Below are 26,413 nucleotides of genomic sequence, written 5' to 3' on the forward strand. Positions count from 1 at the left end.
CCCGTTGTTTTCGCTTATAAGGAATGTGCGCCGCATCCTTCCCGCCAATCGAGGACCGCAACAATTGTTCATCCTGCGATTTCTTGGACTGATTCTGCTTGTCCTGCTGACGCTGTTTGGCTTTTTGTGGGGCGGCTTCGCACTCTGGTACCAATTGCCATTTGGCCTCGTCGGAAATATCGGCTGTCTAATTATTTGGGCGGCCATCGCGTTCGCGGTGCTCTGGCTTGAATTCAAGGGGCGCGTTCGCCGTGCGCTAATCGTCCTGGTCCCGGTCATGATTGGCCTTGGGTATTGGTGGAGCACGATCACACCGTCTTTGAACCGCATCTGGGCCGATGACGTTGCCCAGACCGTTACCGGGACGCTCAACGGCAATTATGTGACGCTTTCCAACGTGCGCAATTTCGAATGGCGCACACCGACTGATTTCACGCCGCGCTGGGAGGTCCGTACCTATGATCTCCAGGATCTTGCAACGGTGGATGTATTCCTGTCCTATTGGTCCAACCCTGCCATCGCGCATACACTGGTGAGCTTCGGTTTTAACAATGGCGATCATGTCGTGTTCTCGGCCGAAATCCGTAAGGAACGCCACGAGCAGTTCTCGGAGATTGGTGGCTTGTTCAAGGAGTTCGAACTGGCAATGATCGCTGCCGACGAGCGCGATATCATTCGTCTGCGCACTAACATTCGCAAGGAAGATGTCTATCGCTACCGCCTTAACATCAAGCCTGAGACGCGCCAGGCATTGTTTCTGTCCTATCTCAACAATGCTAATCAGCTGGCAACAACCGCAAAATTCTATGACACGATAACGGCCAACTGCACGACCGTGATCTTTGACATGGTGCGGGCGATTACACCTGACATCCCGGTCGACTATCGCATCGTGCTGTCAGGCTACCTGCCAGGCTATCTATATGAGCGCGGTGCCGTCGACCGTCAGAAGCCGCTCGACGAGGTGGTGAAATCTGCCTTGATCAACCAGCGTGCTTTGGCTGCCGATGCTGATCCGGATTTCTCGGCAAAAATAAGGGCGGAAAACTAGAGCCTCTTGGTGCGGAAGAAATCCTTCAGAATGCCTTCCGCCTCTTGTTCCTTGAAGCCCGAATAAACCTCGGGTGCATGAAGACAGGTGGGCTGCGCGAAAAACCGCGCTCCGTTTTCCACTCCGCCGCCCTTGATATCCTGCGCACCGTAATAGAGCCGCCTTATGCGCGCGAAAGAGACGGCCGCAGCGCACATGGTGCACGGTTCAAGTGTTACATAGAGATCGCACCCCGTGAGGCGTTCATTGTCGAGAATCCGACAGGCCTCGCGAATGACCAGGATTTCCGCATGAGCCGTGGGATCGTTCAACTCCCGCGTGCGGTTTCCCGCACTGGCAAGGATCGTTCCGTCCTTGACCAGCGCCGCACCGACCGGCACTTCGCCGCGTGCCGCCGCGCCATGCGCCTCACTCAATGCCACGCTCATTGGATCAGTTTTTTGGTTCACACTCGGCCCATTGCTTAGACCCTTTGAGAATTCAGCCCGATGAGGCAGGTGGTGCGGTATTCGAGAACCGGAGCGCAGTGGACGTTTCGTCCATGAGCACCAGAAGCGCAGAAAATCGCATCAGATGTCCATCAGGGTGGAGTAATCAAAGGGTCGCTTAGAATTTACTCGCAAGAACACCTCATAGCTGGTAGTGAGCGCTGCTGAAAGGCAAACATTCCATGACAAGTTCAAATGACAACGGGAAGGGCGGCAAACGCCCCTTCGAAAAGCCCAGCTTCGACAAGAAGGGCGGCGAGGGCGGCCGCGGCGGGCGTCCGGCGCCACGCAAGTTTGATAACGCAGCTCTCGCAAAACGCGGTTTTGAACAGCGTAAATCATCACATGACGAAGCACCCGAAGAGGGCGAGCGTATCGCCAAGCGTCTGGCGCGTGCTGGCATAGCGTCGCGCCGCGAAGCTGAAACCATGATTGCTGCGGGCCGCGTTTGCGTAAATGGCAGGAGGCTCGAAAGCCCGGCCATCAATGTCATGCGGACGGATCGCATTGAAGTGGACGGCAAACCGCTGCCGGAAAAGGAGCGCACACGTCTCTGGCTCTATCACAAGCCCGCCGGCCTCGTGACGACCAATCGCGATCCGGAAGGGCGTCAAACAGTCTTTGAATCGTTGCCGAAGGATATGCCGCGCGTTCTTTCCGTCGGCAGGCTCGATATCAACACCGAAGGGCTGCTGCTGTTGACCAATGATGGCGGCCTTTCCCGTGCGCTGGAATTGCCATCGACAGGCTGGCTCCGCCGCTACCGGGTTCGCGCCCATGGCAGCGTCACCCAGGAAAAGCTCGAAACTCTGAAAGACGGCATCGCCGTCGACGGCGTTTTCTACGGCGCGATCGAAGCGACGCTTGAACGCGAGCAGGGCTCGAATGTCTGGATCATGGTGGGTCTGCGCGAAGGCAAGAACCGCGAAGTCAAGAATGTGCTTGGAGCGCTCGGCCTCTCGGTCAATCGCCTTATCCGCATTTCCTACGGCCCGTTCCAGTTAGGTGATCTGCCGGAAGGGTCCGTCCGGGAAATGAACGGACGCACCTTGCGTGACCAGCTCGGCGAACGGCTGATCGAAGAGTCCGGGGCTGATTTCGATGCGCCGATTATCAACGTCTTCTCCAACGACGCGGTGAAGGGCGAGGCAGTACAGCAACAGCCGAGCGAAGCGCGCGAACGCCCGGTTCGCCGCTCATCCGAATGGATTTCGAGCGCTCCGGTTGCCAAGAGCCGCGGCCCGCGCAAGTCCAAGGATGAGAAGCGCGAGGAAACACTCTCGCGCTGGACGACCGAGCGCAGCGATCGGCCGATCGCCCCGCGCGGAGGTCGTGATGAGCGCCCAGCCCGTGCACCGCGCGACGATGAGCACAAGCCGCGCGCACCACGTGGTGCTGCGCCAAAGAGTGATCGCGGCGGCAAAACGGACGAAGCCATTGCTCAACGCGCAACGCGCTCCGCCAACGTTTGGATGGCCCCTGGCGCCCGGCCAGTCGGCAAGGCGCGGGCGAAAGCCGAGGAAGGGCGCAGCGAGCACAAGCGTTCCGATGCCCCGCGCACGGAAAGGCCAAAGCGTTTCAGCGAAGGTTCCCCCCGTCCGTCTGGCGATCGCCCCTATAAGGGCAGCCCTGCTGGCGACCGCTCTCCCACTGGTTATGCCGGCGACAAGCCGCGCAGCTACTCGCCCCGTCCGTCGCGCGGTGATGATGAAAGGGCCGATCGTCCTAAGCGGCCTTTCGGATCGGATCGACCGGAAGGTGCACGCGAAGACGCGCGTCCCGCTCGCCTGCCACGCGTGGGCAAGCGCGAACGTGCCGCGCTTAAGGAACAGGATGCCAGAGGCGACAAGCCGTTCCGGCCGGAGCGGCCGGAACGTTCCGAGCGGCCCTATGGTACCAGCGGCAAGCCGACGCGTGCTCCTGGCCGTCAGGATGGCAGGAGCGGCGAGCGGCCCTATAGCGGCCCCAAAGGAGCACCGCGGGGTGGTTCCGGTGGCAGCGCCGGCCGTCCTCCGCGTGGCAAGCCTAAGTCCTGAGAGCGTCGTCCGATGCGGATTGTCGGCGGAAAATTTCGCGGGCGTGCTTTGGCTACGCCAGGCTCCAATGCAATACGGCCGACGACCGACCGAACGCGCGAAAGCCTATTCAACATTCTGGTGCACAACTATCCGGAGAAGTTTGAGTCGACGCGCGTGCTCGACCTTTTCGCTGGGACGGGTGCGCTGGGGCTCGAAGCCCTGTCGCGGGGCGCTCGCTATGGCGTTTTCATCGAAGAGTCGACGGAAGGTCGTGGTTTGATCCGCACCAATGTCGAGACGTTCGGCCTGCTTGGCAATACCAAGATTTTCCGCCGCGATGCAACCAGGCTCGGCGACGCCGGGACAATCGAGCCGTTCGATCTTGTGTTCGCCGATCCGCCCTATGGAAAGGGTCTTGGAGAGATGGCATTCAAATCCGCATTGGAGGGTGGCTGGCTCAATCCCGACACACTTCTGGTGCTTGAAGAAGAGGCGGAGGCGATGGTCGAACTTGATCCGCGATTCTCGGTTGTCGAAGAACGTCCCTACGGCGGAACAGTCATAAGGCTTGTCACATTGAAGTCGTAAATGCTTGGATTGTATCGCTATCCTGAAACAGAACTGGATCGATCTGAATGTCCTTTGCTTTGAGCCGCACGATTGCGGCATTCGCTGTGGTTGGTGCGCTGGCCGCTCCTGCTGCCTACCTTCCAGCCAGGGCAGAAACTGCGCCACAAACGCCGGCCGCGGCTAACAAATCCAACAAGGACGATGTTTCATCATTCCGACTGGACAATGGTCTCGAAGTCGTGGTGATCCCGGATCATCGCGCGCCAGTAGTCACGCATATGTTGTGGTACCACGTTGGTTCCGCCGACGAGGAACCGGGAAAATCCGGCATTGCCCATTTCTTTGAGCACCTGATGTTCAAGGCCACCAAGACCTATCCAGCGGGGGAGTTTTCCCGCAGGGTCGCCGAGATCGGTGGTCAAGAAAATGCTTTCACCTCGTATGACTACACCGCGTTTTATCAGCAGGTCGCGCCGCAAGCGCTCGAAATGGTCATGACCTATGAGGCGGACCGCATGGAAAACCTCATCCTTAATGACGACGTGGTCAAGACGGAGCGCGATGTTGTTCTGGAGGAACGCCGTTCGCGTGTTGACGGCGATCCGGCAGCCCTGCTTGCTGAGGAGGTCAATGCGACGCTGTATCAGAACCATCCCTACCGCATGCCGGTGATCGGCTGGTTGCATGAGATGGAGCAGCTCAACCTGAAGGATGCGCTCGCGTTCTACGAGAAATATTATACGCCCAACAATGCTACCCTTGTCGTTTCGGGCGATGTCGATCTCGATACCGTCAAAGTTCTGACGGAAAAGACCTACGGCAAGGTGCCGCGCCGGGCGGAACCGGGTGCTCGCGTGCGTCCGCAGGAGCCGGAACAGAATACCAAGCGCACCGTGTCCATGGCCGACCCACGCGTTTCTCAGCCGAGTTTTCAGAAGATGTGGCTGGCTCCATCATACACGAGCGCGAAACCGGGCGAGGCGGAAGCCCTTGATCTTTTGAGTGAAATTCTGGGGGGATCGTCTCGTAGCCGCATCTATCAGGCACTTGTCGTGCAGGATGGTTCCGCTGCCAGTGCCGGCGCCTATTATCAGGGTGGATCGCTTGATGACGGCAGCTTTGGCGTCTATGGTTCCCCGCGCGGATCGGCGACGCTGACCGATGTCGAGGCAGGGATTGACGCGCAGATCGCCAGGATCATCAAGGACGGCGTTACGGAAGACGAGCTGGAGAAAGCGCGCAACCGCTTCCTCAAAAGTGTTATCTTTGCCCGCGATAGTCAGTCCAGCATGGGGCGTATCTATGGTTCAACACTCTCCACCGGCCAGACCATTAAGGACATCCAGGAATGGCCCGATCGCATCCGGGCCGTGAAAGTCCAGGACATCCAGAACGTGGCGAAGCGCTATCTCGTCGATAGTCGCTCGGTAACGAGCTACCTGATGCCGGAAAACGGCAAGCCGGATGAAAGAGTGCAAGACGAAACCCCAGCGTCCGGACAAGTACAGCAGCCACAACCGCAGGGCCAGGGAGTCATTCAATGACCAGTGCGTTGACATTATTCGCGAAGCGATTCGCTGCCATTGTTTGCTTGATCCTTCTTGCCACTGCTCCCGGATATGCGGTGGAGATAAAGGAGGTCGTTTCGCCGAAGGGCATTCGGGCTTGGCTCGTACAGGACGATTTCGTACCTCTGATTTCAATAAAATTTTCGTTCAAGGGCGGTTCCACGCAGGACCCGAAAGGCAAGGAGGGCCTTGCCAATCTCATGACCGGCCTCTTCGATGAAGGGGCGGGCGATCTTGACTCGGACACGTTCCAGGAAAAGCTTGATGACGTCGGGGCAGAAATGGGCTTCGACGCCGATGATGACAATATCGCCGGCTCCATACGTATGCTCGCCGACAAGCGGGACGAGGCGATTGACCTTCTGACGCTCGCCGTTACCAAGCCGCGCTTTGATCAGGCCCCGATTGACCGCATCCGCCAGCAGGTCGTGGCAAGCATCAAAGCATCAGAGCGCAATCCAAATGCGATCGCCGGACGCAAGTTCGCCGAGGCGCTATATGGCGATCATCCCTATTCGCGGCGATCGGAAGGCAGCCAAGAGAGCCTGACCACGATCACTCGCGACGATCTGGTCGCCTTCCATCAGCGCAATTTTACCCGTAGCAATTTGATCGTTGGTGTCGTCGGCGCAATCAGCCCGGACGAGCTGGCGCAGCTTCTCGACAAGGTCTTCGGCAATCTGCCCGAAAAAGCGCAGCTTCAGCCAGTTAGTGATGCCAAACTTGCGTTTGGACAGACCACGCGAGTGGACTATGCCTTGCCTCAAACATCGATCTCGATGGTCTATCCCGGTGTCCGCCGCCAGGATCCGGATTTCTTTCCGGCCTATATCATGAACCATATCCTTGGCGGCGGCACATTCTCCTCGCGCATTTACAATGAAGTGCGTGAAAAGCGTGGCCTTGCCTATTCGGCGGGATCGAACCTCGTCAATCGTGATCACATGGCAGCCCTGATGATATCGACGGCAACGAGGGCGGATCGCGCGAGCGAGACCTTGCAGATCCTGAAAGACGAAGTCGCCAGGATGGCAAAGGACGGTCCCACAGAAGAGGAACTCGCTGAAGCCAAGAAATATCTGGTTGGTTCCTATGCCGTGAATAATCTCGACTCCTCATCGGCAGTCGCGAGCACTTTGATTGGTTTGCAGGACGAAAACCTCGGGCGCGACTATATCGACAAACGCGCAGATCTGATCAATGCGGTGACACTGGACCAAGTGAAGGCGGCGGCAAAGAAATTGCTTCAGACCGATCCGGCCATCCTGATTGTGGGACCGCCGCAATCCTGACTGACGAAGGGAAAGCGATGACAGCGCGGGATCAGGCAGCGGGGAACGGAACGACCAGCAGCGACGGCGTGGTCAGTACGCCTACCTTCGCAGTTGCATTCGGCGGTGGCGGGGCGAGGGGGCTCGCGCATATCAATGTCATTGAGGCTCTCGATGAGCTTGGCATCCGCCCGACGGCCATTTCAGGTTCCTCGATCGGCGCGATCATCGGGGCGGGAATGGCCGCAGGCATGTCAGGCCGAGAAATCCATGAATATGCGGTTGCTACCCTTTCTCGGCGCGCCGAGATCGCCGCGCGCCTGTGGCGCCTTCGGCCCGCCAGCTTTGGCGAAATGTTCGGAGGGGGCATTCGCCTCAGCCAATTCAATATTGAACGGGTGTTGAAGAGCTTTTTGCCAGACAAGATCCCTGAGACGTTCGACGAACTGGCCATACCGCTGAGCGTGACCGCCACCGATTTCTATGGGCAGCGGGAAGTGCCGATCGCCGAGGGCGATCTTTACAGCGCCATCGCAGCGTCAGCGGCGATACCGGCATTGTTCCGGCCCGTCAGGCGCGACGACAGAATTCTGATCGACGGTGGCATCTACAATCCTGTGCCCTTCGATCATCTGAAGGATAAGGCACAGTTCGTTATCGCCATCGATGTGGTCGGCGGACCCGAGGGCGACATCGGCAAGTTTCCGTCATCGATCGATGCGATGTTCGGCGCCAGCCAGTTGATGATGCAGTCGATCATTGCAACACGCTTGCGCACCGATCCCCCGGCGATTTTCCTGCGGCCAAGCGTTGCCCGGTTCGGCGTTCTCGATTTTCTTCGCGTTGAACAGGTCTTGCGCGAGTCCGCGGGTATCAAGGATGAATTGAAACGCGCCGTCGACGCAGCCATCACCTATACTGAACAACACGAACCGGAATAATCATCACTCGGCCGGTGTTGCATCAGGCTCGACGGCGACATCCATCTGTTCGTCTTTGACTGTGTCGATACGCTTTGCTTCGCGCGTCGGTTTGATCAGAGGTTCTGGAGTGACAGGACGGGTCAGCAGCAGATCATTTCCGGCCGCCAATCCTTCAGAAGCCTGAATGTGCAGGCGGTCTTCGTCGCGGCGCCTTATATCCTGCGTGATCTCATAAGCAAGTTCTTCGCTTACACCCAATTCCTCCAGAGTGCGGCGCCCGAAGACCAAACCGGATTCAAACGTCTCGCGCAGCTCATAATGAACGCCGCGTGCCCGCAATTTCAGCGTGTGAACGCGGTCGTAGGATCGAACGAAGAGCTTGATATCAGGATACTCCGCCTGGATCATCTCGACGATCTGGTCGGTCGTCTCCTTCTTGTGCGTGCAGACAGCCACAATCTTTGCGTGCCGGATACCGGCAGCTTCCAGGACTTCCTTGCGGGTGCCATCGCCGAAATAGATGCGGAAACCAAATCGGCCGGCGGCACGTATCCGGTCTGCGGATGCATCAATGACGGTCACATCGCTGCCGCCAGCGAGCAGGATTTGCGCAGCGATCTGCCCGTAACGGGAGAAGCCTATCATCATTACATCGGCGCCGGCTCCTTCGAAATCTTCATCGATCTCGTCATCCGCGTCGTGATTGACCGGGAACTTGTTTGCGAGCGCAACGGAGAGCGGCATGACCGCCATCGACAGAGTTACCACTGCAACCAGTTCGGATGCAGCCGAAGCACTCATCAATCCGGCTGCCGCTGCAGTCGAGAATAAAACGAAACCGAACTCGCCGCCTTGCGGAAGGAAAAAAGCAATCCGGATCGCGTCATTGTGGTTGGAGCGAAACAGCCGCGCCAGCGTATAGACGACGAGGGCCTTGATCGCCATGAACACTGGAACAGCGATGAGAATTGCCTGCCAGTCATCCAGTATGACTTGGAGATCAAGCGAAAGACCCACCGCCATGAAGAACAGGCCGAGAAAGACGCCGCGAAACGGTTCGATATCCGCTTCAAGTTCATGCCTGTAGGACGATTCTGCCAGGAGCACACCCGCAATAAACGCGCCCATCGCCATCGACAGTCCCGCGACCTGCATCAGCACGGCAGCACCGATCACGACGAACAGCGCCGCCGCAATCATCACCTCACGAGCGCCAGTATTCGCGATGAAGCGGAAAAGCGGATTGAGCAGATAGCGGCCCACGGCGACGATCGCACCGATGCAGATCACTGCGATGAGGAACTGGCCGAGCGGATCGGCCTGGTGCTGCGCCGAATCGGGCGCAAGCACTGGGATCATCGCGAGCAAGGGCACGATCGCAAGATCCTGGAACAGCAGGATAGCGAAGGATGTCTGACCGTGCTGTGTCGCCGTTTCGCCGCGCTCTTCCAGAATCTGCATGGCAAAGGCCGTTGATGAAAGCGCAAGGCCAAAACCGGTCACCACGGCCGCTTGCCAGATCATGAGATCAAATACCAGGATTACACCCGTGAGTGCCGCGCCGGTCACGATGACCTGTGCAGCGCCCAGGCCGAAAATTGCATGACGCAGGGTCCAAAGACGAGATGGTTTCAACTCGAGACCAATCACGAAAAGCAGGAAAACAACACCAAGTTCGGAAAAATGCAGTACCTGCTCGCCATCCGTTATGAGATTGGCCAATGGCCCGATCAACAAGCCTGCGGCGAGGTAGCCAAGGACCGTGCCAAGCCCGAGCCGCTTGAAAAGCGGAGCAGCGATGATTGCTCCGGCCAGTAGTGCCAATGCCTGAAAATAGAGGTTGCCGCTTTGCGAGAGCATATATTTGTAACCCGGACCAGGAGATTGTTGCGTTCGGTTGTCTTGATAGACCCCAATTTGCACCATATAGGAAGGAATGCATCTGACTGATGTCAGATATGTCCTTGCATCCCATCATGCAATCAACCTTAGGGACGAATATGACAGAGCCGGTAAATTCGCGCGAATTTGTAGACAACGCGGCTGCGCTTGTCGAAGCTGCAAGGCGTGCAGGAGCGGACGCTGCCGACGCTGTCGTCGTGCGTTCGCGTTCGACCGGTGTCAGCGTTCGCTTGGGAAAGGTCGAGTCGACCGAATCGTCTGAGAGCGACGAGTTCTCTCTGCGAGTTTTCGTCGGGCGCAAGGTTGCAAGCATATCGGCCAATGCCGGCTCCGATCCGAAAGTGCTCGCAGAACGGGCTGTCGCCATGGCGAAAGTCTCGCCTGATGATGCCTATGAGGGGTTGGCAGCGCCCGAAAGCCTTGTCCGCAACATACGCGACCTTGATCTCTACGACGCAACAGTGGTCGACGCGGCGCAACTGACAGAGGCCGCCCTTGGCGCCGAGGAAGCAGCGCTGGCGGTTGAAGGCGTCACCAATTCCGGCGGCGGTTCGGCCTCTGCCGGCATGGGTGGCCTTGTACTCGTCACCTCGGCCGGCTTTGCCGGACAATATATGGGCTCGCGCTTCTCTCGCTCCGTCAGCGCCATCGCCGGTACGGGCACCGCGATGGAACGCGATTATGATTTTTCATCGCGTATCTATTACGAAGCGCTGGAAGATGCCGCAGCCATTGGCCGCTCCGCCGGCGAACGCGCCGTCAAGCGCCTTGGGGCGCGTCAGGCCGCGACTGGCCGCGTCAATGTGGTTTATGATCCGCGTGTCGCGCGCGGCATTGCAAGCCATCTGGCCAGCGCGATCAACGGTGCGTCGGTGGCGCGAAAGACCAGCTTCCTGAAAGATCGGATGGGTGAAAAGATACTGACTGATACGATCAGTGTTACTGATGACCCTTTGCGGGTTCGCGGCCCTTCGTCACGGCCCTTCGACGGCGAGGGTCTCGAAGGCGTGCCACTGAACATGATCGAGAACGGTGTTCTCAAGCACTGGTTCTTGTCGACGTCGACCGCAAAGGAACTGGGGCTTACCACCAATGGCCGTGGCGTCCGTTCGGGCTCGACCGTCGTGCCATCATCGACCAATTTCGCTATCGAACCGGGTGAAAAGAGTCCAGAAGAGCTCATACGCGCCGTCGGCACGGGATTCTATGTGACGGAACTGTTCGGACATGGCGTTGACATGGTAACGGGTGAATACAGTCGCGGAGCCTCAGGATTCTGGATCGAGAATGGCGAACTCGCCTATCCGGTGAGCGAAGTCACAATAGCTTCCAATCTGAAAGAGATGTTTCTTAATCTCACTGCCGCTAACGACATCGACCGCAATTTCGGCGTGGCCAGCCCGACACTCGTAATCGAAGGCATGACACTTGCCGGCAAATAGACAAAATCGCGAAGATCTCGAACTGATACGTGAGGCCGCCGAAGGGGCGGGCCGCATTGCTTTGTCCTATTTCAGGCAGACGCCACAGATCTGGATGAAGACCGGCAATTCGCCGGTCACGGAGGCCGATCTTGCCGCCGACAAATATCTGAAGGATATGCTGCTGACTGCTCGGCCTGGCTATGGCTGGATATCGGAGGAAACCCATGATGAACGGGTCGCTTCCCCACGGCAGCGTTTCTTTGTCGTTGACCCGATCGATGGAACCCGCGCCTTTATCGAAGGATCTGACGTCTGGTGCGTCAGCGTTGCAGTCATAGAGAATGGCCGCCCTGTCGCTGGCGTCCTCGATTGCCCTGCGCGCAACGAAATCATTACTGCGCTACCCGGTCATGGTGCGCAGCAGAATGGCAATGTCATTCGTGTTCAGGCCGAAACCAGACCTTTCAAGGTTGCTGGACCAAGTGCATTCCTGAAGCGCCTTCCAGAGCATTTCCTGGCATCGATGGAGCATGCTCCATATGTGGCCTCGCTGGCTTATCGTATCGCCATGGTAGCGCGCGGCGACATTGCCGGGACGTTCGTGCGCCCCAACTCGCACGACTGGGATTTGGCGGCGGCTGACCTCATCCTTTCGGAAGCGGGTGGCAATGTCTTGACAGCCGATGGCAAGGCGCTCACTTACGGCCTACGAAACAAAAGCACCGGCGATTACCGCCACGGGGCGCTCGTCGCAGCAAGCGGTCTACTAATGGATAACATGTTGGACGTTGTCGCCGAAACCGCCTTCGGATAAACAAGCTGCAATCTTCATCGATCATTTCTGGATGGGCAACCATGAGCGAAAACACATCAGAACCGAAACAGCTACTTCACCTCGTTTTCGGCGGCGAACTGAAGAAGCTGGGCGGCGTCGAGTTCCGTGATCTCGAAAAACTGGACATTGTCGGCATCTACCCTAATTTCGAGACCGCGCAGCGGGCCTGGAAAGCCAAGGCTCAAGCGACCGTCGACAACGCCCATATGCGCTATTTCATTGTCCACATGCACAAGTTGCTGGATCCCACCACGGGCAAGGCAGGTTGATCGCGCACTGCGGTCACGAATTGACAACGGCATGATGGAAAGTAACCCAGCAACGACCAGGGCTCACCGGAAAAAAGGCGGGCTGTTGAAGCGTTTTTGGCGCTCGATACGCGGCCCACTGGCGAATTCGCCGATCGTCCGGACCATGATCGTCGGGCTGATCACCCAGTTTTTCCGGCTCGTGCATGTCACCAATCCCCGCTTGCCCGGATCCTCGGATCTGGAGGACATGAAACGCGGCGGTGAGCCCTTCATCGCGGTTGCCTGGCACGGCCAGCATCTGATGGCGCCATTTCTCATGCCGCGCGGGGTTCGTTTCGTCGCCATGTTCTCGAAAAGCAAGGATGCCGAACTTAATGCCCGTGTTGCCGAGCGTTTCGGCGTCGAGATCGTACGCGGCTCCGGTGGAAGAGAGCGGGCAAGGGGAACCGAGAAGGGCGGCGCGCGCGCGTTGCTGGCGTTGAAGAAAGCGCTGAAGGAGGGAAAAACCGCCGCAATGATCGCTGATATTCCTCACGGGACGCCGCGCGAGTCCGGCATTGGCGTCGTCCTTCTGGCCAAACTGTCAGGCCGTCCGATTCTTCCCATTTGCTACCTGACTTCACGTCGAAAAGTTCTGGAGAAGAGCTGGGACAAGACCACCATCCCCTTGCCGTTCGGCAAATCGGGCTTGATAGTCGGCGACCCAATCTTTGTCCCAGAGGATGCTGATGATGCGATGCTTGAAGCCAAGCGTGTCGAATTGACCAACAGTTTGAACGCTAACACTGTTCGCGTGCATGAACTTGTGGATGGTGCGGCATGAGTGAGAAGTGGGCACGTCTTGTCCTCAGCACCTATCGATGGGTAGGTGCAGCGGCCTTCCCGATCGTCGGCGCCTACGTCGCGTTCCGGGCCAGCAAGGGCAAGGAAGAGCGGGGGAGGCAAGGTGAGCGCTACGGGGTTGCCAGCGTTGCACGCCCCACCGGCCCGCTGATCTGGGTCCACGCAGCAAGCGTCGGCGAGACTTCTGCGGTTACCCCGCTGGTGGAAGCCATCGTTGATATGGGCATTCACGTAGTGCTGACGACAGGTACGGTCACATCGGCTAAAATGGTGCAGGAACGCCTCGGCGAGCGCGTTATTCACCAATATGTCCCGCTCGACCTGAAGCCCGCCGTTGATCGGTTCCTCGCCCATTGGCAGCCAGATCTCGCAATTATCTGCGAATCCGAAATCTGGCCGATGACAATCCTTGAATTGGGAACACGACGCGTGCCGCAGGTGCTGGTCAATGGTCGCCTATCTGACCGCTCGTTTGCCAATTGGCACAAACGGCCGTCAATCGCCGAGGCGCTGTTCGAAAACCTTGCGCATGTCGTTGCCCAGTCTGAAGTGGACGGCGAACGGTTCCGCGCGTTGGGCGCCAGACCCGTAACGGTTTCAGGCAATCTGAAAGTCGATACTGCGGTGCCGCCCGTGAACAACGCCGAACTTGCCTCCATGCATCGGATGATCGGGTCACGCAAGACCTGGGCCGCCATCTCCACCCATCAGGGCGAAGAGGAAATCGTTGCGCAGGTGCATCACATGTTGAAGGCGCGTCATCGCGATCTGCTGACAATCATCGTGCCGCGGCATCCGGACCGCGCGCTCGAAATCGCCGCAGAAATCGAGAAGATGGGCATGAAAGTCGCGCTGCGCAGCCGCGGCGATCAGATCACGCCTGATACGGATATCTACCTCGGTGATACGATCGGCGACATGGGACTTTATCTCCGGTTGACGGAAATCGCTTTTGTCGGCCGCTCGCTGACTGCGCAGGGCGGGCAAAATCCGCTTGAACCGGCCATGCTCAAGTCGGCCATCCTATCAGGGCGCAATGTCCAGAATTTCCGCGATTCCTACCAGCGTCTCATCAAGAATGGCGGTGCCAAGCTGGTACGTGACAAGGACATGCTGGCTGGCGCAGTCAACTACCTGTTCAACAACCCGGCCGAGCGCCAGGTCATGATCGAAGCTGGCTTGAAAACCGTCGAGGACATGCGCGGTTCGTTGACCCGTACCATGACGGCGCTGGAACCGTTCATTCAGCCGCTGGTGTTGCAGGCCCGGTTGAGCAATCGCGAAGGCAGCTGGAAATGACAAGCGAAGCGCCTCCATTCTGGTGGGAAAAGCCGGATTGGCGAGCTCGGGCCTTGAGCCCGCTGTCGAAAATCTATGGCGTTGTAGCAGGCCGGCGTATTCGCCGCGCCGCGCCCCCCGCAGTGCCCTTGCCGGTACTCTGTATCGGCAATTTCACCCTCGGCGGTGCGGGCAAGACCCCGACCTCCATCGCTTTCGCTCATGCCGCAATTGTTGCGGGTCTAAAGCCCGGCATTGTCTCACGCGGCTATGGCGGTACGTTTTCCGGCCTGCACCGTGTCGATCCCGATCATGATAGTGCACGCCATGTCGGCGATGAGCCAATGCTGCTGGCCCGCCACGCTCCGGTGGTGGTTTCCGCGGATCGATTGGCCGGCGCCAGGGCACTGCAGGAGACCGGTTGCGATTTCATCATCATGGATGACGGCTTCCAGAGTGCACGGCTTCATTTCGATTACGCGCTGATGGTGGTCGACGCGGGCCGGGGCATTGGCAATGGTCACGTCTTTCCGGGAGGACCTTTGCGCGCGCCTCTGACCGACCAGCTCGTTCGTACTGACGCGCTGCTGAAGATTGGCACCGCCAACGGCGCAGATCAGCTTGTTCGTAACGCTGCCCGTGCCGCGAGGCCAATCTACGAAGCTGTATTGAAACCCACGTCGACGGAAGCCATTGCAGGCAGACCATTGCTTGCCTTTGCTGGAATTGGCGACCCCTCCAAATTCTTCAGGACGTTGGAGGAGGCGGGCGGCAACGTTGCGCGAACAAGATCGTTTCCCGATCATCATCCCTATACCGATGAGGACTTGGATGATCTCACCAAGGCCGCCGACAAGGATGGGCTTGTGCTGATTACAACGGCGAAAGATCAGGTACGCTTGCTTGACGGCAGCCCAAGAGCGAAAGAGTTTGCCAAGGGGACACAGGTGCTCGAGATCGAACTGGTCTTCAACCATCCGCAAACAGCTTCGCAAATCATTCGCGAAACGCGCGAGCGTGCCAAAATGCGCGCTATCAAGCGCTCATAATTTGCCAGGAAATCTTCTCAACCTCGGCGGGGCCTCGCGCATCGGAATGTCGAGATTACGCCCGGTTGTCTGACTATACAGCCGGTCATTCGAGAAGAGAGCAGTGCCTGCGCGGCGAATCTCGACACTGAGCGCAATACGCGGCGCCGACGCATTTGCTGGTATCTCGATTTCATAAGCCACTGGAAAATAGCCATCACGATTGAGGGTGAAGCTTGTGGCCCCTATCTTCGGCATTGGCGCGGAATTGCCAGCGCTTGCGTCATAGGCCGTCACGAACACGACGGAACTCGGGGTAAGCCGCGCGTATGGGGAACCTTTCAGGTAGCCGCGGATGGTTTTCGTTGGCCCGCTATATATCGGAGCGCGACTCCCGGCGTCGGTCGTGCATCCGCTGGTGAGCATCCCGGCTGCAATGAGTGAAAGCAAAGCAGCGCGCCGGGTGATCACGATTCAGGCCTTGCTGCGCTGGCGCAAGGCCGGGTTCAGCTGGATTTCCCTCTCCAGTGAAATGCGCGCATCGGCATAGGCCTCCTGGCGCGCAACGCTCCAATATTTGAGCTCGTCGAGCGGGATCTTTTCCGATGTCACCGAGCAGAGGACGTAGGAACCCGGTGACAGGACCTGAAAGTCACCATCAAGATAGCGAATTTTGGCCTCGCGCGAGCCGGGACCCTCAAATCTGTTCATTATATTTATTCCAGTTCAATCAATTCATTGCATTTAGGCGCTGCTTGTCATGCCGGTCAAGACTTAGCGGCGGCCGAACAGGCGTTCAATATCGTTTAGCTTGAGCTCGATATAGGTAGGGCGCCCATGGTTGCAGGTGCCTGATCCTGGCGTTTCTTCCATCTGACGCAGGAGCGCGTTCATCTCGTCCGGTTTCAAACGCCGGCCGGATCGGACAGAACCGTGGCAAGCCATGGTTGCAGCGACATGGTCGAGAATGGCTTTCAGACCATTGGAGGTGTCGTGCTCGGCAATCTCGTCGGCGAGATCACGAATTAGCTGTTGGGTGTCGATTTCGCCCAGCATCGAGGGCGTCTCGCGTACCGCAATGGCGCCGGGTCCAAACGATTCAATGCCAAGGCCGAAACGTACCAGCGTCTCGGCATGCGCGACCAGCCGTTCGACATCCTCCTCCGGCAGATCGACGATCTCCGGGATGAGCAGCATCTGCGCGGGCAGCGGCCTCGAATGCAAGGCGTTCTTCAGCGCCTCGTAGACCAGACGCTCATGTGCCGCATGTTGATCGACAATGACCAGACTGTCCTCGGTCTGCGAGACGATGTAATTGGCATGGATTTGTGCGCGTGCTGCACCAAGCGGGGACGACAACAGCTCCTGCGAAACCTCGATCGTGCTCGCGCGCGTGTCCGCTGCCAGTGCCTCAGCCCCATCGTAGAGGAAGGCCTGAACTGTTTCGGCAAAGCCATTGCCGCTATGCGCGGCAGCGGGTCCTGGCTCGAGCGGGCGATAGGGTGATTGCTGAAACTTGTAGTTTTGATTGACGGTTGTCGCACCTTGCCAGCGCTGCCCTGTGGCTGCTGGCCGGATCGGTTCCATGCCACCAAGCCTGAACGAATTCAGCATGGCTTCGGCACCGCTTGTCGCAGCACGAATGCCAGACTGGCCGAGAGCTTCACGAATGGCGCCGACGATCAGGCCACGTACGAGGCCCGGATCGCGGAACCGCACATCTGCCTTGGCCGGATGCACATTGACGTCGACCAACGATGGATCGAGATTGAGGAAAAGCACGACGACGGGATGCCGGTCGCGCGAAATCACATCGGCATAGGCGCCGCGAATTGCGCCCCATATCTGCTTGTCACGGACAGGCCGTCCATTCACATAGGCAAACTGCTGCAAGCTGTTGGCCCGGTTGAACGCGGGGATTCCGGCGAACCCGGTAAGGCGCACTTCGTCACGTATCGCGTCGATGGTGATTGCATTTTCCGGAAACTCCTTGCCGAGTACCTGCGAAATGCGATCGAGCATGCCCGTAGAGCCAGCACCGGTTGCGGCAAACTCCAAAGGTGACCGGTCACTGCCGGCGATTGAAAAGCGGATATGCGGAAAGGCGATGGCGACGCGCTTTACCACATCGCTGATCGCCGAAGCCTCCGCCCGATCCGTTTTCATGAATTTCAGCCGCGCCGGCGTCGCAAAGAACAGGTCCCGCACCTCGGCGATTGTACCACCATTCATCGGCGTCGGGCGCGGACCGTCCATTCGCCCGCCATGCACACTGATCTCGAAACCTGAGTCGGCATCTGCCGTGCGCGATCTGAGCGAAAGCCGAGACACCGAACCAATCGACGGCAGCGCTTCACCGCGAAAGCCCAGCGCTCTTATGTCATGGACATCATCGGTCAGTTTGGAAGTGCAGTGGCGCGACACGGCAAGCGAGAGTTCATCCGAGGCAATGCCGCATCCATTGTCGGTTATGCGGATCAGGTTCTTTCCGCCGCCAGCCGTGACAATGTCAATGCGCGTTGCGCCTGCATCGATGGCGTTTTCGATGAGCTCCTTTACAACGCTCGCGGGGCGTTCGATAACTTCACCCGCGGCGATCTGATTGATGATGGTCTCGGTCAGCAGTTTGATGGCCATTCAAGACATATAGTGGATTCGGCCCCGAGCGGAAATCGGTGTGTTCTGTAAGTCCCCGGAAAATATTTTAAGCTGAAAGCATCTGGCCAGCGGCCTGATTTTGATGGTAGGTCTTGTCCAACTATCAAGGAGGAACCCCTATGGCCAATTCCAAGCCGTCCTTTGTCTGGACTGATCCCTTTCTCTTGGAAGATCAATTGACCGAAGACGAGCGGATGATCCGTGACAGCGCCCGGGCTTTCGCGCAAGGCGAACTCTTGCCGCGCATCGAAGAGGCTTATATGGAAGAGAAGACCGATCCCGACCTCTTCAGGTTGATGGGCGAATCCGGCCTTCTCGGCGTAACGTTGCCGCAAGAGTATGGAACTGCAGGTGCATCCTATGTCGCCTACGGTCTCGTGGCGCGCGAAGTCGAGCGTGTCGACAGCGGCTATCGCTCGATGATGAGCGTGCAGTCCTCACTAGTGATGTATCCGATCTATGCCTATGGCTCCGAAGAGCAGCGCAAGAAATACCTGCCCAAACTCGCTTCCGGCGAATGGATTGGCTGCTTCGGCCTAACCGAGCCGGACGCCGGTTCTGATCCTGCTGGCATGAAGACCCGTGCGGAGAAAGTGGCGGATGGCTATCGCCTTTCCGGCTCGAAAATGTGGATCTCGAATTCACCTATTGCTGATGTTTTCGTTGTCTGGGCGAAATCGGATGCGCATGACGGCCAGATCCGGGGTTTTGTCCTGGAGAAAGGGATGAAGGGCCTTTCCGCTCCGAAGATTGGCGGCAAGCTGTCGCTGCGGGCCTCGATCACCGGCGAAATTGTCATGGATGGCGTCGTCGTCAGCGAAGAACATCTGCTGCCGAATGTCTCCGGCTTGAAAGGGCCGTTCGGCTGCCTCAATCGCGCCCGCTATGGCATTTCGTGGGGCGTCATGGGTGCCGCCGAAGATTGCTGGCAGCGTACGGTCCAATATGGTCTCGACCGCAAGCAGTTCGGCCGGCCCCTCGCGGCGACGCAGCTCTTCCAGAAGAAATTCGCCGACATGCAGACGGAGATCGCCCTCGGCCTGCAGGCCTCCTTGCGCGTTGGCCGCCTCTTCGACGAGGGCAAGGTCGCGCCGGAGATGATCAGTCTCGTCAAGCGCAATAACTGCGGCAAGGCGCTCGACATTGCCCGCGTTGCCCGCGACATGCACGGCGGCAACGGCATCCAGATCGGCTATCACGTGATGCGCCATGCCCAGAACCTGGAAACGGTCAACACCTATGAGGGCACGCACGACGTGCATGCGCTGATCCTGGGCCGGGCACAGACCGGCATTCAAGCCTTCTTCTGAGCATGGGCGACAGGCTTGTCCTGCTCGGCACAAAGGGTGGCCCGGCAATCCGTCCGGGCGGTCCTTCGCCGACCTCGACACTACTGGAGATCGCCGGGCGCCCGATCGTCATTGATTGTGGCCTTGGCGTCACCCGTGGTCTGGTCAATGCCGGCCTGTCGCTCAAAAAGCTGGATCTGATCCTCATTACCCACCTCCACTCCGACCACGTGCTCGAACTCGGGCCGCTCTTGCACACGGCCTGGACTTCTGGACTGAACCGGACAGTTACGGTCTACGGTCCAGCCGGTATCGAGGACTACTGGGCGGGTTTCCTGCAATCGATGCGCTACGACATTGATCTGCGCATTGATGACGAGGGAAGGCCCGAACTTCGCCACCGCATCGATCTCAAGATCTATAGCGAAGGCACCGTCTACCAGGATACGGATCTGATGATCTCGGCGCTGCGGGTCAACCACCCGCCAGTTGCCGAGTGCTTCGCCCTGAAGATCGAAGCCAATGGCCGGACCGTCGTCGTTTCAGCCGATACAGCCTTTTTCCCGCCCTTGGCCGATTTTGCTAGAGGCGCCGATATCCTTGTGCATGAGGCGATGCTGCCGGAAGGCGTTGACCGGCTCGTGTCCCGTACTGGCAACGGCACACGGCTGAAGGAACACTTGCTTAAAAGCCATACAATGGTCGCAGATGCAGCCCGCATCGCCCGCGACGCCGGTGCCAGGCATCTCGTCCTCCATCATCTTATTCCGGCCGACGATCCGCAGTTCGGCGAGGCCGACTGGAAAGATGCGCTGCAAGGAAAATGGGATGGACGACTGACGATCGGCCGCGACGGTCTTGTCATTCCACTTGATTAACCGTCAGGCGCTGTGAGCCGACGTGCCGCATGGTGTTTTTCGATTGCAGCCAACAGGATGCAAAGCGCAATACCTTCCGATGCCAGGCGGACTTCCTGAAGCGATGGATATGTCGGCGCGAGGCGCAGTGTGCGATCATGCGGGTCGCGGCCGTATGGAGATGTAGCACCTGCAGGGGTAAGAACCACACCAGCCTGCCGGGCAAGATCAACGACGTGGCGCGCTGTCCCTTCCATCGCATCCACGCAGATGAAATAGCCACCCTCGGGCTTCGTCCAGTTTGCTACGCCTGTCCCTGTAAGCCGCTTGTCCAGCGCTTCAATGACCGCATCGAACTTCGGGGCTATCAAGGCGCGGTGCGCCTCCATATGGCGGTGGAGACCTTCGATATTTTTCAGAAAACGCAGATGCCGCAACTGGTTCAGCTTGTCGGGCCCGATCGTCCGCTTGCCGGCACGCGCGAGATACCATTTCACATTGGCAGCGGATGACGCGAACAACGCGAGGCCGGCACCAGCGAGCGTCACCTTTGACGTCGAGGCGAAAACGAAAGCGCGGTCGGGATTGCCCGCTTGCTCGCACAGGTCAAGAATATTGGCAATTTCATGCCGATCTTGCGTCAAATGATGTACGGCATAGGCATTGTCCCAGAACAGCCGGAAGTCAGGTGCTCCCGTCCGCATGCATGCAAGACGTTCCAGCACCTCGGTCGAATAGGTCTCGCCCGACGGGTTGGAATATTTCGGCACGCACCACATGCCCTTCACGTCGGGATCGGTTGCCAATTCCTCGACCATATCCATATCCGGCCCGTGTCCCGTCAAAGGAACAGGCAGCATGCGGATATCGTATTCCTCGCAGATGGCGAAATGCCGGTCATAGCCGGGCACGGGGCAGATGAAGGCCGGCGTGCCCGATTGCTCCGACCATGGCTCCATCTCGTTCGAAACTCCCTTGAACAGGGAAAAGACGAGACAATCATGCATGAGAGCAAGACTGGAATTGTCGCCGACGACAATCCGCTCGGCTAGCGCTCCCATGATTGGCGAAAACAGTGCGCGCACCTCAGGCAGGCCCTGCAGGCCACCATAATTACGGGCGTCCTCGCCGGCTTGGCTGAAATGATCGCCATTTCCTGGCAGTACGAGCATACCATTGGAGAGGTCGAGCTGTTCCGGGCTCGGTTTGCCCCTGGTCATATCGATTTGCAGGCCGCGGGCACGAAAGGCCTCGTATTCGTCGAGGACCCGATTGCGCAAGATTTGCAGGTCTTCGGCGCTCAAATCAGCGATTGCAGTCATGTCCGGTCAGCCCTTTTGCTGCTGGACAATGCCGTAAATATTGGTCGAGCGGGCTCCCGAGCGGCAATAGGCGAGCACTGGTCTTTCCGCTTCGTCCAGGGCGGCAGCCATGGCGTCAACATCGTCTTGGGTTAATTGGCCCGAGACAACGGGAACGTAGTAGATTGGGATGCCTGCTTTTTCAGCAACCCGGGCAATTTCGGCAAATTCCGGCTGATCCGGCGATTCGCCGTCGGGGCGGTTGCAAATGAGCGTGTGATAACCCGCAGCAGCAATATCGCGCACATCATCCGGTGAAACCTGGCCGGTCACGGCAAAACCTTCGTCAATCTGACGGATATCCATGTTATGTCCTTGGAGAGTGTGAATGTCGAAACACCATACATCAAAAGAAGGCTAAATCCATATCAAAGCGTGTTTATCGTGCCGTTGTGCCGTTAATTTGTGCATATATATCGATGTGACTAAAGTATGAGCTAATCTGGTGCCTCGCAGAGTTTCGATGACGGGGCGACGCCGGGCCAGGCGTCGATAAAATGCTGATAATTTTGAACAATTCATAAAATAGGGCATGTATGGCCCACTTGGCACAGTCGTTGCTTTGAATCCCTTGGTGCATACAACCAAAACGAGGGGTTTACCTGAATGTCCAATCTAACAGCTCGATTTATTGGAACCTTGGCGGCAGCGGCAATGGGCGCGTCGCTGGCTCTGTCGCCCGCAAAAGCGGCAGATGACACGATCAAGGTCGGCATTCTGCATTCGCTGTCCGGGACGATGGCGATTTCCGAAACGACGCTCAAAGACACGATGCTGTTCCTGATCGACGAGCAGAACAAGAAAGGCGGTGTTCTCGGGAAGAAACTGGAAGCAGTTGTCGTCGATCCGGCGTCCGACTGGCCGCTCTTCGCCGAAAAGGCACGTCAGCTGATCGAACAGGACAAGGTTGCAGCTGTTTTCGGCTGCTGGACCTCCTCTTCACGCAAATCGGTTCTGCCGGTCTTCGAAGAACTGAATTCGCTGCTGTTTTACCCTGTCCAGTACGAGGGTGAAGAAAGCTCGCGCAACGTCTTCTACACGGGCGCAGCTCCAAACCAGCAGGCCATTCCTGCCGTCGATTACCTCGCCAAAGAAGAGGGCGTCGAGCGTTGGGTTCTTGCTGGCACCGATTATGTCTATCCACAAACCACCAACAAGATCTTGAAGGCCTATCTCAACGCCAAGGGCGTCAAGGATGAGGACATCATGATCAACTACACGCCATTCGGCCATTCCGACTGGCAGACAATCGTCTCCGACATCAAGAAATTCGGCTCTGCCGGCAAGAAAACCGCTGTGGTCTCGACCATCAATGGTGATGCCAACGTGCCGTTCTACAAGGAACTAGCCAATCAGGGGATCAAGGCCGAAGATATTCCCGTGGTCGCCTTCTCGGTCGGTGAAGAAGAATTGGCCGGTCTCGACACCAAGCCGCTAGTTGGCCACCTCGCAGCCTGGAACTATTTCGAGTCGGTCGATTCCGACGCGAATGCCGAATTCATCAAGGAATGGCATGCCTACACCAAGAACGACAAGCGCGTGACCAATGATCCCATGGAGGCGACCTATATCGGGTTCAACATGTGGGTGAAGGCGGTCGAGGCTGCAGGCACCACTAAATCGGATGCCGTGATCGACTCAATCATCGGCGTTTCGGTGCCGAACCTGTCGGGCGGCTCTGCCACCATGATGCCGAACCACCACATCACCAAGCCGGTGCTGATCGGCGAAGTGCAGGACGATGGCCAGTTTGACATCGTCTACAAGACGCCTGGTCTCGTGGTAGGCGACGAATGGTCCGATTATCTTCCTGGCTCCAAGGACCTGATCTCCGATTGGCGCAAGCCAATGTCATGCGGCAACTTCAATGTTGTCAGTGGCAAGTGCGGCGGCGTCACCAACTAGGGCCTGAACCCCACTCCCAGGCTTCGGGTCCGGGGCACATCCGAAGCTGACTCCACCCCCGCTTTGCGTGCGGGGGTGGAGTTTCCGCAGAGAATTTCAACGCAGGATTAATTGATGCCATTCACCCGCTTGCTGTCCGTACTTGTTGTGATGCTCGGCGTCTGTTTTCACGCAATCGAAACAAATGCGCAGACTGTCGATGACGCAACGCTGCGGCCGTTCGTTCAGGCCCTTGCGGGTGATGATTTTGACGATACCACGAAGGCCATTTCCGACCTCGCCAAGACCGGCGATCCCCGGGTATCCTCCATCCTGAATGCCCTCAGCGCTGGCGATCTTTATGTCTCGAAGGCCGACAAGACAGTTTTTCTCGGCAAGCGTGACGGTTCAGACTATGCCGCGACTGATCCATTGACCGGTGCGAAACTAGATCCCGTGTCGCGCTCTGCTGCAGAGAAGATCAAGGTCAACAACCGGCTGCGCCGTGATATCGCTGCTGCCATTGGGGGGCTGACATTGATGAGCAACGACGCCGCCGAGCGCCGCTCTGCCGCCGAGGCCATTCTGAAAACCCGTGATCCGGAATCGATCCCTCTGCTTGATCAGGCAATTACTGCCGAGAAGGATGCAGGAATCAAGGCGTTGATGAATCAGGCCAAAGCGGCTGCCGTACTCAACTCCGACGCAGCAAATGATGCGAAGATCGCGGCGATTGCGGAAGTCAGCGCCGGCAACAGCCGCGACGCATTGGGCCTGCTCACACCGCTTGCGGGGGTCGACGGCCCGGTTGGGGAAGCCGCACGGTCGGCAATGAGCCGCATCAATTCGAAACTCGCCTTATGGAACGGCGTCCAGAATGTCGTCTATGGCTTGTCGCTGGGTTCGGTGCTGCTGCTTGCTGCCATCGGACTAGCCATTACATTCGGCGTCATGGGCGTCATCAACATGGCGCATGGTGAGATGGTGATGATCGGCGCTTACACGACTTTCGTGGTTCAGCAGATTATTCGCACGGCCGCACCTGGAATTTTCGATTATTCTCTCCTCATCGCACTGCCTGCCGCCTTTCTGGTCTCAGGCGCAATCGGCGTTATCATTGAGCGAAGCGTCATTCGCTTTCTGTATGGCCGACCGCTCGAAACACTGCTCGCCACATGGGGCATTTCGCTTGTGCTGCAACAGGCCATCCGCTCCTGGTTTGGCGCATCCAATGTGCAGGTCGGTAACCCATCCTGGATGGCGGGATCGTTCGATCTTGGCCTGCTGACCCTGACCTGGTCGCGGCTGTGGATTATCGTCTTTGCCCTCGCGGTCTTTGCCATCCTGCAGCTTGTCCTGAAGAAGACCATGCTCGGCCTGCGCATGCGCGCGGTGACGCAGAACCGCCGCATGGCTTCGTCCATGGGCATCAGGACGCCATGGGTCGATGCGCTGACTTTCGGCTTGGGTTCTGGTATTGCCGGTATCGCCGGTGTGGCACTCAGCCAGATCGACAATGTCAGTCCCAATCTGGGGCAAGGCTATATTATCGACAGTTTCATGGTCGTGGTTTTCGGCGGCGTCGGCAATCTCTGGGGCACGCTCGTTGGCGCCATGTCACTCGGCATAGCCAACAAGTTCCTTGAGCCCTTTGCTGGTGCGGTTCTCGGCAAGATCCTCGTACTCGTGCTCATCATCCTGTTCATCCAGAAGCGTCCGCGCGGTCTCTTCGCACTCAAGGGAAGGGCCATAGAGGCATGATAACCCGTTGGTTTTTTACCCATGTTGATCGGCGCGGCACAGTTGTCATCGGATTGCTCGTCGCCATCGCTCTGCTGGTACCCTTGTCCAATCTCCTGCTTCCGGTAGCCTCGCCCTTTCACATTCCTACCTATCTCGTTTCGCTGATTGGCAAATATCTGACCTATGCCATGCTGGCTGTAGCACTGGATCTGGTCTGGGGCTTCTGCGGCATTCTATCGCTTGGTCACGGCGCTTTTTTCGCGTTGGGAGGCTATGCCATGGGCATGTATCTGATGCGCCAGATCGGCCCGCGCGGCGTCTACGCCGATCCGGTCCTTCCGGATTTCATGGTCTTCCTCAATTGGAAGGAATTGCCGTGGTTCTGGCATGGTTTTGACAGTTTCTGGTTCGCGGCCCTGATGGTGGTGCTGGTTCCGGGTGTTCTGGCTTTCGGCTTTGGCTGGCTTGCTTTTCGCTCGCGTGTTACCGGTGTCTATCTTTCGATCATCACCCAGGCCCTCACCTACGCGCTGCTTCTCGCCTTCTTCCGTAACGATATGGGATTCGGAGGCAACAACGGCCTCACTGATTTCAAGGATATTGTCGGCTTCAACGTCCAGGCGGACAGCACCCGTTCCATGCTGTTCGCGGCGACTGCGCTGTTTCTCGCGCTCGCCGTGTTCGTGACCAGCTTCATCGTCCGCTCCAAGCTCGGCAAGGTGCTTGTGGGTGTACGCGATGCCGAGAGCCGCATGCGCTTTCTCGGCTATCGCGTCGATCGCTACAAGCTCTTTGTATGGACCATATCCGCCATGATGGCGGGAATTGCTGGTGCACTTTACGTGCCGCAGGTCGGCATCATCAACCCCTCGGAGTTCGAGCCAGCCAACTCGATCGAGGCGGTTATCTGGGTGGCTGTCGGTGGCCGCGGGACGATCATCGGTCCCATCATTGGCGCGGTGCTGGTCAATTTCGGCAAGACCTATTTTACAGCCGCATTCCCGGAAATATGGCTGTTTGCTTTGGGCGCGCTGTTCATCATCGTCACTCTGTTCCTGCCGAAGGGCATCCTCGGTCTCTATGGCTCGTGGAAAACGAAGCAGGCGGATCGTGCCGCGCGAAAGAAAGGTGAAGCTGCGGTTTCGGCTTCCACGGACACGATAGCAACACA

At 58.1% G+C, this 26,413-nt stretch carries 23 protein-coding genes and 1 pseudogene; 17 read left to right on the top strand and 7 right to left on the bottom strand.

Translation table 11 applies throughout. The features are described 5' to 3' along the window. The coding region (locus AAAC48_RS17300) for a DUF4105 domain-containing protein (protein ID WP_340655369.1) at nt 1–1,051 on the top strand (1,051 nt) is incomplete at its 5' end. On the opposite strand, the gene AAAC48_RS17305 is transcribed toward AAAC48_RS17300, so the two are convergent. Continuing rightward, complete coding sequence (locus tag AAAC48_RS17305) at nt 1,048–1,479, bottom strand: nucleoside deaminase (protein WP_340655370.1); 432 nt, start codon at nt 1,477–1,479, stop codon at nt 1,048–1,050. The two genes, AAAC48_RS17300 and AAAC48_RS17305, sit on opposite strands and share 4 nt — an antisense overlap. A gap of 242 nt (nt 1,480–1,721) precedes the next feature. Here AAAC48_RS17305 and AAAC48_RS17310 point away from each other — a divergent pair, with 242 nt between their 5' ends. From AAAC48_RS17310 to AAAC48_RS17330, 5 genes are read left to right on the top strand one after another with little or no spacing between them, the layout of a single operon-like run. Then, nucleotides 1,722–3,575 (top strand): pseudouridine synthase, encoded by a 1,854-nt coding sequence (locus AAAC48_RS17310; protein WP_340655371.1) that lies wholly within the window; start codon nt 1,722–1,724, stop codon nt 3,573–3,575. A gap of 12 nt (nt 3,576–3,587) precedes the next feature. Further along, entirely contained in the window at nt 3,588–4,145 is a 558-nt protein-coding gene (gene rsmD / locus AAAC48_RS17315; RefSeq protein ID WP_340655372.1) for a 16S rRNA (guanine(966)-N(2))-methyltransferase RsmD, read from the top strand. Nucleotides 4,146–4,192: 47 nt separating this feature from the next. Continuing rightward, nucleotides 4,193–5,671, top strand: coding sequence for a pitrilysin family protein (locus AAAC48_RS17320; RefSeq protein WP_340655373.1), 1,479 nt, complete (start codon nt 4,193–4,195; stop codon nt 5,669–5,671). Next, complete coding sequence (locus AAAC48_RS17325) at nt 5,668–6,987, top strand: pitrilysin family protein (RefSeq protein ID WP_340655374.1); 1,320 nt, start codon at nt 5,668–5,670, stop codon at nt 6,985–6,987. Before AAAC48_RS17320 ends, AAAC48_RS17325 begins: the two co-directional genes overlap by 4 nt. A 17-nt stretch (nt 6,988–7,004) precedes the next feature. Then, nucleotides 7,005–7,907: a patatin-like phospholipase family protein gene (locus AAAC48_RS17330; protein ID WP_340655375.1), complete on the top strand. Its 903-nt coding sequence runs from the start codon at nt 7,005–7,007 to the stop codon at nt 7,905–7,907. A gap of 3 nt (nt 7,908–7,910) precedes the next feature. Here AAAC48_RS17330 and AAAC48_RS17335 read toward each other — a convergent pair whose 3' ends face one another. Beyond that, the gene (locus tag AAAC48_RS17335) at nt 7,911–9,749 is read right to left on the bottom strand and encodes a monovalent cation:proton antiporter-2 (CPA2) family protein (RefSeq protein ID WP_340655376.1); all 1,839 of its coding nucleotides are present in this window, start codon (nt 9,747–9,749) and stop codon (nt 7,911–7,913) included. A 140-nt stretch (nt 9,750–9,889) separates the two neighbouring features. Between AAAC48_RS17335 and AAAC48_RS17340 the strand changes: the two genes are divergently transcribed. Genes AAAC48_RS17340 through lpxK form a run of 6 tightly spaced genes read left to right on the top strand, consistent with a single transcriptional unit; the run spans nt 9,890 to nt 15,471 of the window. Continuing rightward, the gene (locus tag AAAC48_RS17340; protein WP_340655377.1) at nt 9,890–11,233 is read left to right on the top strand and encodes a TldD/PmbA family protein; all 1,344 of its coding nucleotides are present in this window, start codon (nt 9,890–9,892) and stop codon (nt 11,231–11,233) included. Continuing rightward, nucleotides 11,220–12,029, top strand: a complete 810-nt coding sequence (locus AAAC48_RS17345; protein WP_340655378.1) for a 3'(2'),5'-bisphosphate nucleotidase CysQ — start codon at nt 11,220–11,222, stop codon at nt 12,027–12,029. Before AAAC48_RS17340 ends, AAAC48_RS17345 begins: the two co-directional genes overlap by 14 nt. Nucleotides 12,030–12,070: 41 nt before the next feature. Next, nucleotides 12,071–12,319 carry a DUF4170 domain-containing protein gene (locus AAAC48_RS17350; RefSeq protein ID WP_340655379.1) on the top strand — a complete coding sequence of 83 codons (249 nt, stop codon included), beginning with the start codon at nt 12,071–12,073 and terminating at the stop codon, nt 12,317–12,319. A gap of 34 nt (nt 12,320–12,353) precedes the next feature. Further along, complete coding sequence (locus AAAC48_RS17355) at nt 12,354–13,124, top strand: lysophospholipid acyltransferase family protein (protein WP_340655401.1); 771 nt, start codon at nt 12,354–12,356, stop codon at nt 13,122–13,124. Continuing rightward, nucleotides 13,121–14,443 carry a lipid IV(A) 3-deoxy-D-manno-octulosonic acid transferase gene (gene waaA, locus AAAC48_RS17360; RefSeq protein WP_340655380.1) on the top strand — a complete coding sequence of 441 codons (1,323 nt, stop codon included), beginning with the start codon at nt 13,121–13,123 and terminating at the stop codon, nt 14,441–14,443. Before AAAC48_RS17355 ends, waaA begins: the two co-directional genes overlap by 4 nt. Then, entirely contained in the window at nt 14,440–15,471 is a 1,032-nt protein-coding gene (lpxK, locus tag AAAC48_RS17365) for a tetraacyldisaccharide 4'-kinase (protein WP_340655381.1), read from the top strand. The genes waaA and lpxK overlap by 4 nt, the downstream gene beginning before the upstream one ends. Here lpxK and AAAC48_RS17370 read toward each other — a convergent pair. From AAAC48_RS17370 to mutL, 3 genes are all read right to left on the bottom strand, one after another. After that, nucleotides 15,466–15,921 carry a hypothetical protein gene (locus AAAC48_RS17370; RefSeq protein WP_340655382.1) on the bottom strand — a complete coding sequence of 152 codons (456 nt, stop codon included), beginning with the start codon at nt 15,919–15,921 and terminating at the stop codon, nt 15,466–15,468. The genes lpxK and AAAC48_RS17370 overlap by 6 nt on opposite strands. Nucleotides 15,922–15,924: 3 nt before the next feature. Next, nucleotides 15,925–16,161, bottom strand: a complete 237-nt coding sequence (locus AAAC48_RS17375) for a DUF2093 domain-containing protein (RefSeq protein WP_340655383.1) — start codon at nt 16,159–16,161, stop codon at nt 15,925–15,927. A gap of 63 nt (nt 16,162–16,224) precedes the next feature. Beyond that, nucleotides 16,225–18,087, bottom strand: coding sequence for a DNA mismatch repair endonuclease MutL (gene mutL / locus AAAC48_RS17380; protein WP_340655384.1), 1,863 nt, complete (start codon nt 18,085–18,087; stop codon nt 16,225–16,227). 140 nt (nt 18,088–18,227) lie between these two features. Here mutL and AAAC48_RS17385 point away from each other — a divergent pair, with 140 nt between their 5' ends. Next, a complete protein-coding gene (locus AAAC48_RS17385) occupies nt 18,228–19,418 on the top strand; it encodes an acyl-CoA dehydrogenase (RefSeq protein ID WP_340655385.1) in 1,191 nt (396 codons plus the stop codon). A gap of 2 nt (nt 19,419–19,420) precedes the next feature. Continuing rightward, nucleotides 19,421–20,275, top strand: coding sequence for an MBL fold metallo-hydrolase (locus tag AAAC48_RS17390; RefSeq protein WP_340655386.1), 855 nt, complete (start codon nt 19,421–19,423; stop codon nt 20,273–20,275). Here AAAC48_RS17390 and AAAC48_RS17395 read toward each other — a convergent pair. Then, nucleotides 20,272–21,576, bottom strand: coding sequence for an aminotransferase (locus AAAC48_RS17395; RefSeq protein ID WP_340655387.1), 1,305 nt, complete (start codon nt 21,574–21,576; stop codon nt 20,272–20,274). The two genes, AAAC48_RS17390 and AAAC48_RS17395, sit on opposite strands and share 4 nt — an antisense overlap. 6 nt (nt 21,577–21,582) lie before the next feature. Next, complete coding sequence (locus AAAC48_RS17400) at nt 21,583–21,921, bottom strand: TIGR01244 family sulfur transferase (protein ID WP_340655388.1); 339 nt, start codon at nt 21,919–21,921, stop codon at nt 21,583–21,585. Between the two features lie 300 nt (nt 21,922–22,221). Between AAAC48_RS17400 and urtA the strand changes: the two genes are divergently transcribed. The 3 genes and pseudogenes from urtA to urtC all read left to right on the top strand — a co-directional run. After that, nucleotides 22,222–23,520, top strand: coding sequence for an urea ABC transporter substrate-binding protein (gene urtA, locus AAAC48_RS17405; RefSeq protein WP_340655389.1), 1,299 nt, complete (start codon nt 22,222–22,224; stop codon nt 23,518–23,520). Between the two features lie 114 nt (nt 23,521–23,634). Continuing rightward, a complete protein-coding gene (gene urtB / locus AAAC48_RS17410) occupies nt 23,635–25,260 on the top strand; it encodes an urea ABC transporter permease subunit UrtB (protein WP_340655390.1) in 1,626 nt (541 codons plus the stop codon). Further along, nucleotides 25,257–26,318 (top strand): annotated as a pseudogene (gene urtC, locus AAAC48_RS17415) (urea ABC transporter permease subunit UrtC); the annotation flags it as partial. The gene urtB and the pseudogene urtC, both read left to right, overlap by 4 nt. Nucleotides 26,319–26,413: the final 95 nt, after the last annotated feature.

The organism is Phyllobacterium sp. (genome assembly GCF_037994405.1).
In the GTDB taxonomy this organism is placed as follows: domain Bacteria; phylum Pseudomonadota; class Alphaproteobacteria; order Rhizobiales; family Rhizobiaceae; genus Phyllobacterium.

What these genes read in the sequence shown, in the direction of transcription:
- AAAC48_RS17305 (WP_340655370.1), bottom strand. Translation starts at nt 1,479, where the DNA reads ATGAGCGTGGCATTGAGTGAGGCGCATGGCGCGGCGGCACGCGGCGAA.
- AAAC48_RS17310 (WP_340655371.1), top strand. Translation starts at nt 1,722, where the DNA reads ATGACAAGTTCAAATGACAACGGGAAGGGCGGCAAACGCCCCTTCGAA.
- rsmD (WP_340655372.1), top strand. Translation starts at nt 3,588, where the DNA reads ATGCGGATTGTCGGCGGAAAATTTCGCGGGCGTGCTTTGGCTACGCCA.
- AAAC48_RS17320 (WP_340655373.1), top strand. Translation starts at nt 4,193, where the DNA reads ATGTCCTTTGCTTTGAGCCGCACGATTGCGGCATTCGCTGTGGTTGGT.
- AAAC48_RS17325 (WP_340655374.1), top strand. Translation starts at nt 5,668, where the DNA reads ATGACCAGTGCGTTGACATTATTCGCGAAGCGATTCGCTGCCATTGTT.
- AAAC48_RS17330 (WP_340655375.1), top strand. Translation starts at nt 7,005, where the DNA reads ATGACAGCGCGGGATCAGGCAGCGGGGAACGGAACGACCAGCAGCGAC.
- AAAC48_RS17335 (WP_340655376.1), bottom strand. Translation starts at nt 9,749, where the DNA reads ATGCTCTCGCAAAGCGGCAACCTCTATTTTCAGGCATTGGCACTACTG.
- AAAC48_RS17340 (WP_340655377.1), top strand. Translation starts at nt 9,890, where the DNA reads ATGACAGAGCCGGTAAATTCGCGCGAATTTGTAGACAACGCGGCTGCG.
- AAAC48_RS17350 (WP_340655379.1), top strand. Translation starts at nt 12,071, where the DNA reads ATGAGCGAAAACACATCAGAACCGAAACAGCTACTTCACCTCGTTTTC.
- AAAC48_RS17355 (WP_340655401.1), top strand. Translation starts at nt 12,354, where the DNA reads ATGGAAAGTAACCCAGCAACGACCAGGGCTCACCGGAAAAAAGGCGGG.
- waaA (WP_340655380.1), top strand. Translation starts at nt 13,121, where the DNA reads ATGAGTGAGAAGTGGGCACGTCTTGTCCTCAGCACCTATCGATGGGTA.
- lpxK (WP_340655381.1), top strand. Translation starts at nt 14,440, where the DNA reads ATGACAAGCGAAGCGCCTCCATTCTGGTGGGAAAAGCCGGATTGGCGA.
- AAAC48_RS17375 (WP_340655383.1), bottom strand. Translation starts at nt 16,161, where the DNA reads ATGAACAGATTTGAGGGTCCCGGCTCGCGCGAGGCCAAAATTCGCTAT.
- mutL (WP_340655384.1), bottom strand. Translation starts at nt 18,087, where the DNA reads ATGGCCATCAAACTGCTGACCGAGACCATCATCAATCAGATCGCCGCG.
- AAAC48_RS17385 (WP_340655385.1), top strand. Translation starts at nt 18,228, where the DNA reads ATGGCCAATTCCAAGCCGTCCTTTGTCTGGACTGATCCCTTTCTCTTG.
- AAAC48_RS17390 (WP_340655386.1), top strand. Translation starts at nt 19,421, where the DNA reads ATGGGCGACAGGCTTGTCCTGCTCGGCACAAAGGGTGGCCCGGCAATC.
- AAAC48_RS17395 (WP_340655387.1), bottom strand. Translation starts at nt 21,576, where the DNA reads ATGACTGCAATCGCTGATTTGAGCGCCGAAGACCTGCAAATCTTGCGC.
- AAAC48_RS17400 (WP_340655388.1), bottom strand. Translation starts at nt 21,921, where the DNA reads ATGGATATCCGTCAGATTGACGAAGGTTTTGCCGTGACCGGCCAGGTT.
- urtA (WP_340655389.1), top strand. Translation starts at nt 22,222, where the DNA reads ATGTCCAATCTAACAGCTCGATTTATTGGAACCTTGGCGGCAGCGGCA.
- urtB (WP_340655390.1), top strand. Translation starts at nt 23,635, where the DNA reads ATGCCATTCACCCGCTTGCTGTCCGTACTTGTTGTGATGCTCGGCGTC.